Origin of the sequence: Agrobacterium genomosp. 2 str. CFBP 5494, from assembly GCF_900013495.1 — a bacterium.
GTDB lineage: Bacteria > Pseudomonadota > Alphaproteobacteria > Rhizobiales > Rhizobiaceae > Agrobacterium > Agrobacterium pusense.
In genome coordinates, this window is sequence record NZ_LT009718.1 from 2,846,148 (window position 1) to 2,858,805 (window position 12,658).

A 12,658-nucleotide genomic window follows, 5' to 3' on the forward strand; every position below is an offset into this window, starting at 1 on the left:
AAAGCCACACACACCAAGGCCCCCAAAAAATAATCCGACCCCCGCTCATCCCCACCCCACGCCACCACCTCACAATGCCCCCGCAACGAAACACCGCAGCGCGGAAGGCACATCATGACCGAACAGACGGCGAGACTTCAGCTTCCCTATATCCTCCCCTCGCAGGCGCAGAAACACGTCACCCACAACGAGGCGCTGCAACGGCTCGACGCGATCGTGCAGCTGGTCGTCAAGGCTGTGGTTGCCGCACCGCCCGAAAACGCCGCCGAGGGAGATTGTTTCCTCCTCTCCGCCGACGCTACCGGCGATTGGGCCGGCAAGGGCGGCAGGTTCGCCTTCCGGCAGGATGGCGCGTGGCTCTCGATCACACCGCAGCCCGGCTGGACGGCATGGTTTGCGGCCGAAAGCAGATATCGCGTCCTGCGCGACGGCGGCTGGCGTGACCTGCCACTGCCGGCCACCGGTCGGCTGGAAAGCATGGGAATCGGCACGGAGGCCGATGCCGTCAACCGGCTGGCGCTCGCCTCCCCCGCCAGCCTATTCACCCACGCGCAGGATGACGGCAGCCACCGCATGACGATCAACAAGGCGGGCGGGGCCGATACAGCCTCATTGCTGTTCCAGTCCGGCTGGAGCGGCCGCGCGGAAATGGGCCTGGCCGGAAATGACGGGTTTTCGATCAAGGCCAGCACGGACGGGACCTCATGGCACACCGCCATAGTCTGCAGCGGCGATGGTCGCGTCTCGATGCCCAACCGCCCGCTCGCCGTCGCTGGCCTGCCGGCGGGCACGACGAAGCCGGCCAATGGCTCTGCCGCCGGTTTTTCCGTGCTCTCCGTCGCTGAGGGCGGCTTTGCCCTCGGTGATGCGGCAAGTGGTGGTGGGCGCGACCTGGTGGTGCCAGCGAAAGGCCTCTATCTGGCCATATTGACGCTTGCCGTGGTCTCGTCTTCCGGCCACCGGGTGACGCTGTTGATCAACGGCGCGGCGGCCGATTTCGGCATCGCGGGCAATGTGTCAGACTCAGGCACGTCGCAGTCGGCAACCGCCTTCCTTCGCCTCGATGCCGGCGACCGCCTGCGGCTGCATCATGAGGGAACGGTGGAATTGACCCAGGGCAACGGCAAAACGTGCCTTTCGCTTGCGTGGATCTGATCTGGACAACCGATGAGAGAGAAAAATTGCGATTTTTGGAAAAATTTTTCCCCGACAAAATAAGGCGACTCGAACAAATCAGGCGAAACCGTTCAAATTCTTAATAAATTGTCACGAGCTGCTTAGGCAATTTTTAAAGGTACGGGGCTAAAGTTCCCGTCATATGGTCTTGAGTTTGTATAGAGTGTCCAATGACCGAAATGATACGCCCACGAGTTAAATATGTCATCGGCCCCGATGGCAGCCCTCTGACGATTGCGGATCTTCCGCCTGCCAATACCCGGCGCTGGGTCATTCGCAGAAAGGCAGAGGTTGTTGCCGCCGTGCGCGGTGGACTGTTGAGCCTCGAAGAGGCCTGCGAGCGTTATACGCTCACCGTTGAAGAATTCCTGTCCTGGCAGTCCTCGATTGCCGATCATGGCCTTGCCGGCCTGCGCACCACGCGCATTCAGCAATACCGCCACTGAGAAAGTGCGCCGGCGCGCCAAAGGCGCCCAACGCCGGATTTTCAAAACGCCCCGTCAGTTTATCGACGGGGCTTTCGGTTTGATTTCGGATTTTTCATTCAGAACCATGCCTGCTGACGGTGAGAGATTGTCACCGGTTTGTGTCCGCTGCGTTCGCTATCCCGCTGTTTCAATTCGGGCGCAAGCCGCTACAGTGGAGATACGAACAGCAATGGGAAGGCAGAGATAATGGATATCAAGACAACCGAAACCGGATCGCGCGGCGAATATCTCGCAACCGTCGACGGCCATACGGCGGAAATGACCTATTCCCGCACCTCCCCTTCCCTCATCATCATCGATCATACCGGCGTGCCCGATGCGCTTCGCGGCAAAGGCGTCGGCCAGGCACTTGCCGCCCACGCCATCGATGAAGCCCGCAAGGGCGGCTGGAAGATCATTCCGCTCTGCCCCTTCTTCAAGGCCCAGACCCTGCGCCATCCAGACTGGGCCGATGTTATCCAGGGCTAAGCGCGCTTTATCCTCTGTCTGAGGGCAGAAGTCGCAAGCGTCGCGGCATATTTCTTCTCCCCACCGGGGAGAAGGTAGCCCGAAGGGTCGGATGAGGGGGAAACGCCAGTAATATGCGGAGAACTTGCCCCCTCGTCCCGCTGCCGCGAACTTCTCCCCGGCGGGGAGAAGAAAAAAGCGGCTTACGCTTAATCGCTCACAGCCGTTGCAAATATCGCGTCATTTCATAAATGCGTGTCACGCCACCTTCAACGGTGGGGTCCCGGCATGCATGCTCCGGCGGACCTCTTCCCGGAATTCGAGCGTATCCTTTGCGCCGTGCACGGCCACGGCATGCTGCACGGCCGCCTCCATCAGCTCCTCCTGGGAATCGGCCGAAATGGCAACGGTGCATCTGCTGTCACTGGGAAATTCACGGCAATCGATATATTGGCGGGCCATTTTTTCCTCCCTGCAATGGCCGCCCGCACCCGCACGGGTGCGTGCGCGTAAAAGCCTCCGGCTCACGGTCGGAACCCCTGTAAAATACGCCTTTCCGCATGTCCGGACAATCGAAATCGGGGCGGCCGCCCCGTCGTGGCGCGCTGGCGAAGCAGCAAGGCAAAAGGCCGCCCTGATGGAGCGGCCTTTCGAAAAAAAGCATGTCGTCCCGTCATTGAAAGCCGCCTCCTGATCCACCGGCAGCCGTCAATGAGGACGAGGTTCGTCAGTTCTGCGCCACCTGTCAGGCGCGGGCGCGGATGGCTCCGTCGCGGTTTTCCAGTGCGGCGGCCTTTTCATATTCGGCCTGCACCTCTTCCAGCGATGCCTCGGCGGCCTCCTGCTGGGCCTTCAGTTCCCGGATGGAAACCTGAAGATTATCCGCCCGCTGGCGCGCGGCCTTGGCGAAGGTCGGATAGGCGAAATGCGTCGGATCGGTAATGCCCGACTTGCTCTCTTCCAGAGAGATCTGATGCACCAGTTCCTTTGCCATCCGCTCGAATTCGGACATCATCTGCTGCAGCTGGTTAAGCTGCCTGCGTTTTTCATTGACCTGAAATTCCTTCAGGCGAACCAGGCTGTCACGCGACTTCATACGCAATACTCCATGGATAGCGAGACCCGGATCAAAAAGGGCACTATGCCCCCTCGACCGGCCCGTTTAACCCGCCCTTTCAACCGGCCGGGTTAACCCGTTGTGCCGGAATGATTCCCGAAAGTTACCCGGCGTTAATAAAAAACCGCCGCCGTTAACCTTTCGTTTACGGGCATCGTTAATGATAAACACGATCATTTAAGGGTCGGTAAATGCCAGGTCCAAAAAAATGGGCCAGACGATGTAAGAGTCGATTGAATCACTTAGCGGGAAATCCTCACGTTAAGCTTCAATTTTGGCGATGGTGGATTCACGTGCAAAAACAGCGAAATGCCTAGTTTGCTTAATAAATTCGATACACCTTGCCAAAGGCAATTAGAATTTGTTAACCATTTGGTGGCAGCCTGCAAATCAGGCAACGTCTGGATCCGCATCGCGCGAGGCAATGTTTTACCGGTTCGCGGGCGGCAAAGGGGATAATTATGCGGGTTCTACTGATTGAAGACGACAGCGCGACAGCGCAGAGCATTGAACTGATGCTGAAGTCGGAAAGCTTTAACGTTTACACGACCGACCTCGGTGAGGAAGGCGTGGACCTTGGCAAGCTTTACGACTACGACATTATTCTTCTCGACCTTAACCTCCCCGACATGTCGGGTTACGAGGTGCTGAGAACGCTTCGGCTTTCCAAGGTCAAGACGCCGATCCTCATCCTGTCCGGCATGGCCGGCATTGAGGACAAGGTTCGCGGCCTCGGCTTTGGCGCAGACGATTACATGACGAAGCCGTTCCACAAGGACGAGCTTGTTGCCCGCATTCACGCAATCGTCCGCCGTTCCAAGGGCCATGCGCAGTCGGTCATCTCCACCGGCGAGCTGATCGTCAATCTCGATGCCAAGACGGTTGAAGTGGGCGGCCAGCGCGTTCACCTGACCGGCAAGGAATATCAGATGCTTGAGCTGCTTTCGCTGCGCAAGGGCACGACGCTGACCAAGGAAATGTTCCTGAACCACCTTTATGGCGGCATGGACGAGCCGGAACTGAAGATCATCGACGTCTTCATCTGCAAGCTGCGCAAGAAGCTGGCAAACGCCGCCGGCGGCGCGAACTACATCGAAACCGTCTGGGGCCGCGGTTATGTCCTGCGCGAGCCGGATGGCTCGACGGAATATCTCGAAACCGCCTGATTCCTGCTCGAACAGGGCTGTTTTAGAAGACCCGCTGGAAACGGCGGGTTTTTTGTTGACTGCGGGTCGCGGCAGGTCGGCAACGGCGTCCCGCTCAGGCGGAGGCGCGAGAGGACAATAAATGACGGACACGATCCCCACCCTCGTGACAAATCGCCTTAACCTTCGCCCACCGCGACTGGACGATTTCCCGGCCTATCGTGATTTCATGGCGTCCCCGCGCTCCACCGGCGTCGCCGGACCGCATGATCTTGCCGCCGCATGGGCCATGTTCTGTCAGGACAGGGCATTGTGGTCGTTCTTCGGTCACGGCGCGCTGATGATCGATCTCGCCGAGAGCGGCGAATGCATCGGTCAGGTCGGCATCAATCACGGCCCCCTCTATCCCGAGAAGGAACTGGGCTGGCTGCTTTACGACGGTCATGAAGGCAGGGGTTATGCGGCGGAAGCCGCAATGGCGCTGCGGGACTGGGCCTTCGATACGCTGAAGCTTCCAACCCTCGTCAGCTATGTCAGCGCAGGCAACCGCCAATCCGCGGCCGTTGCGGAGCGAATCGGCGGAGTGCTGGACCCTGTCGCGCCGCGCCCGCTGCCATCAGATCTGGTCTATCGCCATGATGTGCGAAGGGATCGGCATGCAAGGACGTGATCGATAGAGCCGCATTTATGCGGCCCGTCTTTATTTTAAAGCGTCACGCAGAAAGGTCGTGACTGCACCACGGATCTCCTGATGCAGTGCCGCCCTGTCTCTTCCGCCACCGCTGCGGCATATGAATGCTTCATCGGGCGATTCTTCCAGCAGGCGTTTTTCGCCATCTTCCTTGCATATCTGCATGAAACTCAAATGGGTGGCGTCCGGTATCACATGATAGGTGGTCGTCGCCTTTGGCAGAAGAGCGGCGACACGGTCTGAATCGGCTTTGATCGCCGCAATCTCCGGCGTTTCCACGCCAGCGGCCATCACCAGAACCGGAACGTCCACCTGTCGCAACGTCTCAGGCAGAAAGCCCGCAGCCGGGCCCAGATCAAGCGAAACGACAGCGCGAATACGGTTATCATACCTGCTCATTGAGAGGCGCGGATCGGCCTTTCCACCACCAATAATTCCCACCTTGCTTAAGAGCCGGTTGGCTTTGCATTGCGGCGGCAGCGGCGTCACATCGCAACCTTCAAGAGCCAGATCGGCACTATATCTTGCGCCTGCGAGTTCCATCGCGGTCCAGCCGCCGAGCGAATGGCCGATGACTGCGATGCGCCGACTGTCGATGCGCCCGGCAAGCGCCTCATCTTTGAGGAGCGCTGTCAGGACCGTACTGATGGCGCGTGGCCTTTCCCAAAGTACCACCACCTCGTTTTCCTTCTGCGCCTCGAAATCTTCGCCAGCATGATCGGGTGCGGCGACGACATAACCATCATGCACCAGTTCACCCGCAAGCCAGTTGAGGTTGCGCCAGCTGCCGCCGTAACCATGGGACAGCAGGACTAGCGGGTGAGAACCCGGGGCACGGGAGGCGTCCCGGAGAACATCAAGCCCGAAAAATATGGCGTTCTCGCCGACAGTCTCCGCTTTCCCGGAAGACGTGGTTGGATACCACATTGAAACTGCGAGAGTTTTTCCGCCTTGATCGGCCGGCAACTCAATCTGTTTGAAACCTATGGCCTCTTTGGCGGTCACGCTTGCGGTCAGCGCGAAAAGGAGCATTGCAGCTAGTGTCAGTATGCGCATATTTGTCTCTCCGTTGGTCTGGACGGAGAAAAGATTGGCTTATCCGATTGCTGTAGAGACCTTGAACGCGCTCGTCGTCGTGCTCGATCGTGATCGAGGCCGTCGCGGCAACGGCCAAGTTCACGTGACGGATCAGATCGCTGCAAGCTGCTGGAGATGGCCTGTCATGCCGACACCCTCCCCGCCCGAATTCACCGTATCGAAGTAGTCGTGCCAGCCGCTCTCGGCGGTTGCCTCCACTACTATGAGTCAAAGCCCTTTGTCCGCGCTTTGGACGTCGTGGAGTTAGGGTGTCCTGATCCGCTCGAAAAGCCGCACGGGGCTTTCCCGGAAGGTCGTCTCCCGGAAAGGGCGGAAGCCGAAGCGGGTGGCGATTGCGAGGGAGGGTACGTTGAGCGGATCGATCATGCACACGATCCGGTTCGATATGCCCTGCGTGTCGAACCAGCCAAGCGCGGCCTGCACGGCTTCGCTCGCCACGCCCTTGCCCGTCAGATCCCTGTCGATCTTCCACATGGCCTCCGGTGCGGTGTCGAAATCCGCGCCATGTCCGCGGCGCATATGGGCGAGACCCACCTCACCAACGATTCGTCCCGTGGACAGTTCCTCGACCACGAAGGGCCCGAAACCGAAGACGGACCAGTGGCCGATGAAACGCAAAAGCCGCGCGAAAGCGAGTTCGGGGTCGAGCGGCGCTATTGAGTTCACCCCCGGAATGGGTTGAACGGCCGCGCTCCAGAAAGCGCAATAACGCGCTTCGTCCTCGATGGCATGCGGCCGAAGACAAAGACGCGCGGTTTCGACACGAATCATGAGACCTCCCCTGGAAACGAAAAAGGGCCGGGCGCTGGCAAAACCGGCCCGACCCCTGATGGCATCACTGTCGCATTGAAACGATCACGCCGCGATCGTCTTTGCCGTGAAGACGATACGATCGTCATGCACCTTGTATTCCACCGTCATATTGGCCTCCTCGGCCAGAAGCAGCGTGTAATAGGGCTGAACGGAATGGGCGTCGACCGCCTCTTCCAGCCTGCCCTCGTAGATTTCCACGAACTTGCCCGGCACGCGCATCATCCGGCCCTTGACGGTGATTTCGAACTTGGCGTCGCCATCGGGGTTTTCAAGCAGCACATCCACATTGCCACCGCGCGGTATCGCGCCATAGGCCACGAGGAAGAGGTTGAGCAGAAGCTTGACGCGGTTCTTGGCAACGATGGCGCGCGGGCCGTTCCAGCTGACTTCCGCCTTCTTTTCGGCCTCTGCAAAATCCTTGGCGGCCTTTTCGGCCTCGCCGGTATCGATCGACGCGCCGGCGGAACCGGAAGCACCGAAAGCAAGGCGGGCGAACTTCAGCCGCACGGATGCGTTAAGGGCTGACGTGCGGATGAGATCGAGCGCATCGTCATCCGTGCCGCCCTCGTCCAGCAGTTCGAGGCCGTTATTGATGGCGCCGACAGGAGAAATCACATCATGGCACACACGGCTGCACAGAAGAGCCGCCAGATCGGGACCGGACAGCGTGATATTGAGTTTGCTGGTCATAAAATTCTCTCCTGCGCAAGGGAGGCGCGGACGGTGTGGAAATTGTTAAGCCATAATGACACCATATTTGGTAAACCGATTGTTAATAGGATGGTTTCAAAATGCCAAATGCCTTAACAGGCCACACTGGAGCCCCGTGTATCCGTCAGGATGCGCGAAACATGCTGTAGAACTTTGACTCTGCGCGTCGGCCCTTTCGAAAAACCGATTCGGATTTTCGAACCGACGCGCTAACGAAACAGACGGACGGACATGACGATGCGCCTTAAGAAAACCCGCACCATTGCACGCCTCGGACTGGGAAAGATCGTCGCGCTCCTCGCGAGCCTGCTGATATGGGTCGCACCGGCCGCGGCCCAGAACAGCGATCAATATTCTTTCCAGGAAGTCGTGGATGCAGGCCACGGATTCTTCGGCGAAACCACCGGCGGCCTTGCCAAGGTGGTGGAGCGCGCCTTCCAGCAATACGGTCTTCCGAACGGTTACATTCTCGGCCAGGAGGGCTCCGGCGCCTTCGTTGCCGGCCTCACCTATGGCGAGGGCACGCTTTACACCAAGAATGCCGGCCAGCACCCCGTCTTCTGGCAGGGACCGTCGCTCGGCCTCGATTACGGCGGCCAGGGCACCCGCGCCATGATGCTGGTCTACAATCTGCCCTCGGTTGATTCGCTCTATCGCCGTTACGGCGGCGTCAGCGGCTCCGCTTTCATCGTCGCCGGCGTCGGCATGACCTATCTGAAAAGCAGCGAAGTCACGCTCGCCCCCATCCGCACCGGCATCGGCGCACGCCTCGGCATCAATGTCGGTTACCTGAAGCTCACCCAGCAGCCGACCTGGAACCCCTTCTGATTCGCTGAGGCCTAACCGGAGCTAACGGTAGTCTATAGGATGAGGCATTGCGGCAGCTTTCTTCTCCCCGCCGGGGAGAAGGTGGCCCGAAGGGTCGGATGAGCGGGCAACCTTGCCGTATCTCATAACCCTCGCCCCTCATCCCGCTGCCGCGGACCTCTCCCCCTCGGGGAGAAGAAACAAGCGGCAAGGTCCCGCCCACGAATTGCCAAAGGGAAACCCCTCCCCACGGTTGCAATAATAGCGTAACGTGTTTTCGCGCCCCTCTTTCCGAATGCGCGCGTATCTGAGTTTCGGAGACTGTAAAGCGTGATCGAATATGCCATTCTCTTCGGATTGGGTTTTCTCACCGCAACCCTGCTGGCCCTGTTGATCGCACCTGCGATCCACCGCCGCATCGTCGCTTATACGGAAAACCGCATACGCGCGACAATGCCCATCAGCCCGCAGGAAGTCCGCGCCCAGAAGGACATGGCGCGTGCGCTCTACGCCGCCGAAAACGCCAAGGTCCGCCAGGAACTGGAAACGGAGCGGGAAAAGAACACCTCGCTCCGCCTCGCCAACGAGGCCGCTTCCAGCGATGCCTATCGCCTCGGCGAGCAGAACCGCAGCTTTTCCCTGAAGATCGAAGAGCTGACGCTGGAGATCGGCGAATTGCGCGCCGCACTTGACGCCAGCGAAGAGCGCGCCGGCATCATCCAGGCCAACCTCCTGCAGCAGGAGCAGGCTGCCAATGAGCGCGCCAGCCAGATGTCCGATCTCACCGCCCGCCTCACCAACCTGACGCGCGAACTTGATGATTCGAAAATCCTCGCCGCCACCCGCGATCTCGAAGCCGAACAGGCCAAACAAAGCGCCACACGCTTCCGAAAGGAAGGCGAGACCGTCACCCGCGAGCTTCAGGATATCGCCAGCCGCAACCGGGAAGCGATGGAAGCCGTGGCGCGCGAAAGCCGCAAGGTAACGAGGCTTGAGGAGCAACTGGCCAGCACCATCGCCAAAAACGCCGACCTCGACACGATGCTGACCCTGCGCAACCAGGAGGTCGCGCGCCTCAAGGAACAGTTGGCCGCAACCGGCGGCCGCAGCAACGACATGATCATCCGCCTGCCGAACCCCGCTGTTCCCGTCGAAAAGCCGGTTGAGCGGCAGCAAGCCGCAGCGCCGGCCCACGCCGCCACGCTCGAAACCGCGCCCGCCATCGAGACGGACGCACAACAGACGGCAGCCCCAGAGGATGCCGCCCCCGCCTCCCCGCCGGAGGAGCCCGGCGCACAGCCGGGCGCATCGGCACCGGAAGGTCTGGAACAGGAAATCGAGGATATCCGCAATCAGGGCACAGCGCTCACCGAGCGCCTGTTGAATGTGCGTGGTACCGGCAATGACGAGCCCATCCGCCGCGAAATCGCGAGGATCGCCGCCGAGATGATCGCGCTGACAGCCGCGCAGGAGGGTGAGGCATCGCCTATTCCGGGGCTGCTGGCCAAGGCGTCTGGTTCATCGGGGCGGGAGAGCCTTGCGAAGCGGGCGAAGGTGGTGATGGAGAAGCGGAAGCGTTAGGTACTCTGTGTATGCCGCTTCACCCCCCTCTGCCCTGCCGGGCATCTCCCCCACAGGTGGGGAGATCGATATGCGGCAAGGTTTTGCCGATATCAACGTTAGAGAATGAAGTGGCGATAGCGCATCTTGCCGATCTCCCTCCTTGTGGGGGAGATGTCCGGCAGGACAGAGGGGGGTAAACCCCACCCACCAAGGCAAGCGTAAACTTCATCCGCAAAGATGGCGTTAAGCACTCCTCACACCCGCCCGATCACCCCCGCCATCTGATAAAGCGCCAGCCCCGAAGCCGTCCCGGCATTCAAGCTATCCAGCTGCGGCGACTGCGCAATCCGCGCCGTATGAAACCGCGACAGCACCGATTGCGGCAACCCCTCACCTTCCGTGCCGATGACGAGCGCCATGCGTTCAGCGCGGGGAATATCGCGGATTTCGGTCTCGCCACCGGGCGAAAGGCTCCAGATCGCAAAACCGGTTGCCGCGAGCCGCTCCAGCATCTCCACTGCCCCGCCGCCGCGATGATAGGGAACCGACAGCACCGACCCCACGGAAACCCGCAGCGCCTTGCGATAGAGCGGGTCGCAGCACGTCTCGTCCAGCAGCACCGCATCGGCATAAAAGGCTGCGGCGTTGCGAAACATCGCGCCGAGATTATCGTGGTTGGAAATGCCGCAGCCGACGAGCACCAGGGAGGACGCGGGAAGTGCTGCCGTCATCTCTTCCAGGCCGTCATCGCGCACCCGCCGCCCGAGCGCCAGAATGCCACGATGCAGGTGGAAACCGACGATACCATCCAGCACCGGCGCTTCGGCCACATAAACGGGCACATCTTCGGGGAAATCGGAAAGAATATCCGCAACGCCGGAAAGCCGGTTGCGCAGGATCAGGATGCTCTCCGCCGCAAAGGCCCCACCCGCCTTGTGGGCGGCGGCCAGCATGCGCAGCACCACCGTACCTTCGGCGATGAAACGCCCCTGCCGGCCGGTGAGATCACGCTCGCGAATATCGCGAAAGGCGGCAATGCGCGGATCGGCCGGGTCGTCGATCGAGATCAGCGCCCGGCCATCCGGCAGGTTATTGACCTCACTGGCCATCAACAGTCACGTCGGCCAGGAACCGGCCGCTGGCGACGTTGAAGACCAGCGCCTTGCGCGTGCCGTTGGCCAGCCGGCCGTAAAACAGCATGTCACCGCCAGAATAGCTGACATTGTCGATCGTGAAGCCCTGCGGCAGGCTGGCGGTGACGGCCATCGGGCCACTACCAGTGGGAACGGCGAGGTTCGGCGCTTCCGTCTGCGTCTGAACGGCCTTCGACGGCCCCATCGCCTTGTAGACAACCGCACCGAAGACAGCCATAAGGCTGATAAACATCACGGAGCCCGACACGATCTGCAAACGGATCATCTTGCGGCGAACTTTTTCCATGGCCGGATCAAGCGGCTTGTCTTCCTGTTCGTCTTGCTCGATCTGCGTCATCGGGTTCCCTGAAATGCTGATGGATCGGAAAAATAAGAATGAACGACCCCTTTAAACAAGGCGGAGACGCAAGGAAAGTCCTGATTGCCGGGGAAGACGCCGAAGGCCGCCTCGATTCCTGGCTGGCGGGCGAAGTGGGCAGCGACTTCTCCCGCAGCCGCCTGAAGGCGCTGATCGAACAGGGCGCGGTTTCCCTCAACGGCAAGCCGGTGACCGAGCCGAAAAAGAAGGTGCATCCCGGCGACCGTATCGAGATCGTCATGCCCGAGCCGGAAGACCCGGAACCCAAGGGCGAGGACATTCCCCTCAACGTGGAATATGAGGATGAAGACCTGATCGTGCTCGTCAAGCCCGCCGGCCTCGTCGTGCATCCCGGCGCCGGCAACTGGACAGGAACGCTGGTCAACGCCCTCATTCATCATTGCGGCGACAGCCTCTCCGGCATTGGCGGCGTCAAGCGCCCGGGCATCGTACACCGGCTGGACAAGGAAACGTCAGGTGTCATGGTCGTTGCGAAGAACGACAACGCCCACCGGCATCTGGCCGCACAATTTGCCGACCATGGCCGCACCGGGCCGCTGGAACGCGCCTACAAGGCCATCGTCTGGGGCCGCCCGCGCACGCTGCGTGGCACCATCGACGCAGCGCTCGGCCGCAGCGTCGACCGCACCAAACGCGCCGTCAAGCACGAGGATTCGGATGATGCCCGCGAGGCAATCACCCATTACGAGGTAGTCGAGCGTTATCACGAGCGGCCGGACGCCACCTGTCTCGCCTCGATGGTGGAATGCCGTCTCGAAACGGGCCGCACCCACCAGATCCGCGTGCACATGGCCCATATCGGCCATCCGCTGATCGGCGATCCCGAATATGGCGCGGCCTTCCGTACCAAGGCGAACCTTCTGGAAGAACCGGCAAAGAGCATCGTCGGGCGCTTTCCGCGCCAGGCACTTCATGCCTATCTGCTCGCTTTCGAACACCCCCGCACCGGCGAGGTGATGGAGTTCGAAACCGAGCTTCCAGAAGACATGGAAGCCTTGGTCGCCGCATTGCGTGCCTGAAAACGCCTGGCGCAGTTCCAAAAAACTGCGCCGCACATTTCGCCGGAAGC

General features: G+C 60.5%; 16 protein-coding genes. 8 read left to right on the top strand and 8 right to left on the bottom strand.

What is annotated here, in order from left to right; all coding sequences use genetic code 11:
- Positions 1–114 precede the first annotated feature (114 nt).
- From AGR2A_RS14250 to AGR2A_RS14260, 3 genes are all read left to right on the top strand, one after another.
- On the top strand, positions 115–1,155 hold the full coding sequence (locus tag AGR2A_RS14250) for a DUF2793 domain-containing protein (RefSeq protein ID WP_080822973.1): 1,041 nt from the start codon (positions 115–117) through the stop codon (positions 1,153–1,155).
- 191 nt (positions 1,156–1,346) lie between these two features.
- Positions 1,347–1,622, top strand: a complete 276-nt coding sequence (gene sciP / locus AGR2A_RS14255) for a CtrA inhibitor SciP (protein WP_003491799.1) — start codon at positions 1,347–1,349, stop codon at positions 1,620–1,622.
- A gap of 228 nt (positions 1,623–1,850) precedes the next feature.
- Positions 1,851–2,132: a GNAT family N-acetyltransferase gene (locus AGR2A_RS14260; RefSeq protein WP_004443362.1), complete on the top strand. Its 282-nt coding sequence runs from the start codon at positions 1,851–1,853 to the stop codon at positions 2,130–2,132.
- A gap of 237 nt (positions 2,133–2,369) precedes the next feature.
- Here AGR2A_RS14260 and AGR2A_RS14265 read toward each other — a convergent pair whose 3' ends face one another.
- Complete coding sequence (locus AGR2A_RS14265) at positions 2,370–2,573, bottom strand: DUF1059 domain-containing protein (protein ID WP_004443364.1); 204 nt, start codon at positions 2,571–2,573, stop codon at positions 2,370–2,372.
- A gap of 283 nt (positions 2,574–2,856) precedes the next feature.
- Positions 2,857–3,207, bottom strand: a complete 351-nt coding sequence (locus AGR2A_RS14270) for a flagellar export protein FliJ (protein ID WP_003491821.1) — start codon at positions 3,205–3,207, stop codon at positions 2,857–2,859.
- Positions 3,208–3,689: 482 nt separating this feature from the next.
- On the opposite strand from AGR2A_RS14270, the gene ctrA reads away from it, so the two are divergent.
- Together ctrA and AGR2A_RS14280 are read left to right on the top strand one after the other, a co-directional pair.
- Complete coding sequence (ctrA, locus tag AGR2A_RS14275) at positions 3,690–4,394, top strand: response regulator transcription factor CtrA (protein ID WP_004443365.1); 705 nt, start codon at positions 3,690–3,692, stop codon at positions 4,392–4,394.
- Between the two features lie 121 nt (positions 4,395–4,515).
- Positions 4,516–5,043, top strand: coding sequence for a GNAT family N-acetyltransferase (locus AGR2A_RS14280; protein ID WP_072494784.1), 528 nt, complete (start codon positions 4,516–4,518; stop codon positions 5,041–5,043).
- Positions 5,044–5,073: 30 nt separating this feature from the next.
- On the opposite strand, the gene AGR2A_RS14285 is transcribed toward AGR2A_RS14280, so the two are convergent.
- The 4 genes from AGR2A_RS14285 to chpT form a co-directional block, all read right to left on the bottom strand.
- Positions 5,074–6,120 carry an alpha/beta hydrolase family protein gene (locus AGR2A_RS14285; RefSeq protein ID WP_072494785.1) on the bottom strand — a complete coding sequence of 349 codons (1,047 nt, stop codon included), beginning with the start codon at positions 6,118–6,120 and terminating at the stop codon, positions 5,074–5,076.
- 132 nt (positions 6,121–6,252) lie between these two features.
- Positions 6,253–6,360, bottom strand: a complete 108-nt coding sequence (locus AGR2A_RS30330) for a DUF6616 family protein (RefSeq protein WP_312619911.1) — start codon at positions 6,358–6,360, stop codon at positions 6,253–6,255.
- A 45-nt stretch (positions 6,361–6,405) separates the two neighbouring features.
- Complete coding sequence (locus AGR2A_RS14290) at positions 6,406–6,933, bottom strand: GNAT family N-acetyltransferase (RefSeq protein ID WP_006700334.1); 528 nt, start codon at positions 6,931–6,933, stop codon at positions 6,406–6,408.
- 84 nt (positions 6,934–7,017) lie between these two features.
- Positions 7,018–7,665, bottom strand: coding sequence for a histidine phosphotransferase ChpT (gene chpT, locus AGR2A_RS14295; RefSeq protein WP_004443377.1), 648 nt, complete (start codon positions 7,663–7,665; stop codon positions 7,018–7,020).
- A 252-nt stretch (positions 7,666–7,917) separates the two neighbouring features.
- Here chpT and AGR2A_RS14300 point away from each other — a divergent pair, with 252 nt between their 5' ends.
- Both AGR2A_RS14300 and AGR2A_RS14305 read left to right on the top strand, forming a co-directional pair.
- Positions 7,918–8,514, top strand: a complete 597-nt coding sequence (locus AGR2A_RS14300; RefSeq protein ID WP_004443378.1) for a DUF1134 domain-containing protein — start codon at positions 7,918–7,920, stop codon at positions 8,512–8,514.
- A gap of 309 nt (positions 8,515–8,823) precedes the next feature.
- Entirely contained in the window at positions 8,824–10,074 is a 1,251-nt protein-coding gene (locus tag AGR2A_RS14305) for a hypothetical protein (RefSeq protein WP_072494786.1), read from the top strand.
- Between the two features lie 236 nt (positions 10,075–10,310).
- On the opposite strand, the gene AGR2A_RS14315 is transcribed toward AGR2A_RS14305, so the two are convergent.
- Entirely contained in the window at positions 10,311–11,165 is an 855-nt protein-coding gene (locus AGR2A_RS14315; protein WP_072494787.1) for a TrmH family RNA methyltransferase, read from the bottom strand.
- The gene (locus AGR2A_RS14320) at positions 11,155–11,547 is read right to left on the bottom strand and encodes a hypothetical protein (RefSeq protein ID WP_004443384.1); all 393 of its coding nucleotides are present in this window, start codon (positions 11,545–11,547) and stop codon (positions 11,155–11,157) included. The genes AGR2A_RS14315 and AGR2A_RS14320 overlap by 11 nt, the downstream gene beginning before the upstream one ends.
- A 38-nt stretch (positions 11,548–11,585) precedes the next feature.
- Here AGR2A_RS14320 and AGR2A_RS14325 point away from each other — a divergent pair, with 38 nt between their 5' ends.
- Positions 11,586–12,608, top strand: coding sequence for an RluA family pseudouridine synthase (locus tag AGR2A_RS14325; protein WP_004443388.1), 1,023 nt, complete (start codon positions 11,586–11,588; stop codon positions 12,606–12,608).
- The last annotated feature ends 50 nt before the right edge of the window (positions 12,609–12,658 follow it).

Bases quoted from the DNA above. Each gene is read 5' to 3' on its own strand.
- AGR2A_RS14260 (WP_004443362.1), top strand. From the start codon at position 1,851: ATGGATATCAAGACAACCGAAACCGGATCGCGCGGCGAATATCTCGCA.
- ctrA (WP_004443365.1), top strand. From the start codon at position 3,690: ATGCGGGTTCTACTGATTGAAGACGACAGCGCGACAGCGCAGAGCATT.
- AGR2A_RS14290 (WP_006700334.1), bottom strand. From the start codon at position 6,933: ATGATTCGTGTCGAAACCGCGCGTCTTTGTCTTCGGCCGCATGCCATC.
- AGR2A_RS14280 (WP_072494784.1), top strand. From the start codon at position 4,516: ATGACGGACACGATCCCCACCCTCGTGACAAATCGCCTTAACCTTCGC.
- AGR2A_RS14300 (WP_004443378.1), top strand. From the start codon at position 7,918: ATGACGATGCGCCTTAAGAAAACCCGCACCATTGCACGCCTCGGACTG.
- AGR2A_RS14285 (WP_072494785.1), bottom strand. From the start codon at position 6,120: ATGCGCATACTGACACTAGCTGCAATGCTCCTTTTCGCGCTGACCGCA.
- chpT (WP_004443377.1), bottom strand. From the start codon at position 7,665: ATGACCAGCAAACTCAATATCACGCTGTCCGGTCCCGATCTGGCGGCT.
- AGR2A_RS14320 (WP_004443384.1), bottom strand. From the start codon at position 11,547: ATGACGCAGATCGAGCAAGACGAACAGGAAGACAAGCCGCTTGATCCG.
- AGR2A_RS14265 (WP_004443364.1), bottom strand. From the start codon at position 2,573: ATGGCCCGCCAATATATCGATTGCCGTGAATTTCCCAGTGACAGCAGA.
- AGR2A_RS14270 (WP_003491821.1), bottom strand. From the start codon at position 3,207: ATGAAGTCGCGTGACAGCCTGGTTCGCCTGAAGGAATTTCAGGTCAAT.
- sciP (WP_003491799.1), top strand. From the start codon at position 1,347: ATGACCGAAATGATACGCCCACGAGTTAAATATGTCATCGGCCCCGAT.
- AGR2A_RS14315 (WP_072494787.1), bottom strand. From the start codon at position 11,165: ATGGCCAGTGAGGTCAATAACCTGCCGGATGGCCGGGCGCTGATCTCG.
- AGR2A_RS14250 (WP_080822973.1), top strand. From the start codon at position 115: ATGACCGAACAGACGGCGAGACTTCAGCTTCCCTATATCCTCCCCTCG.
- AGR2A_RS14325 (WP_004443388.1), top strand. From the start codon at position 11,586: ATGAACGACCCCTTTAAACAAGGCGGAGACGCAAGGAAAGTCCTGATT.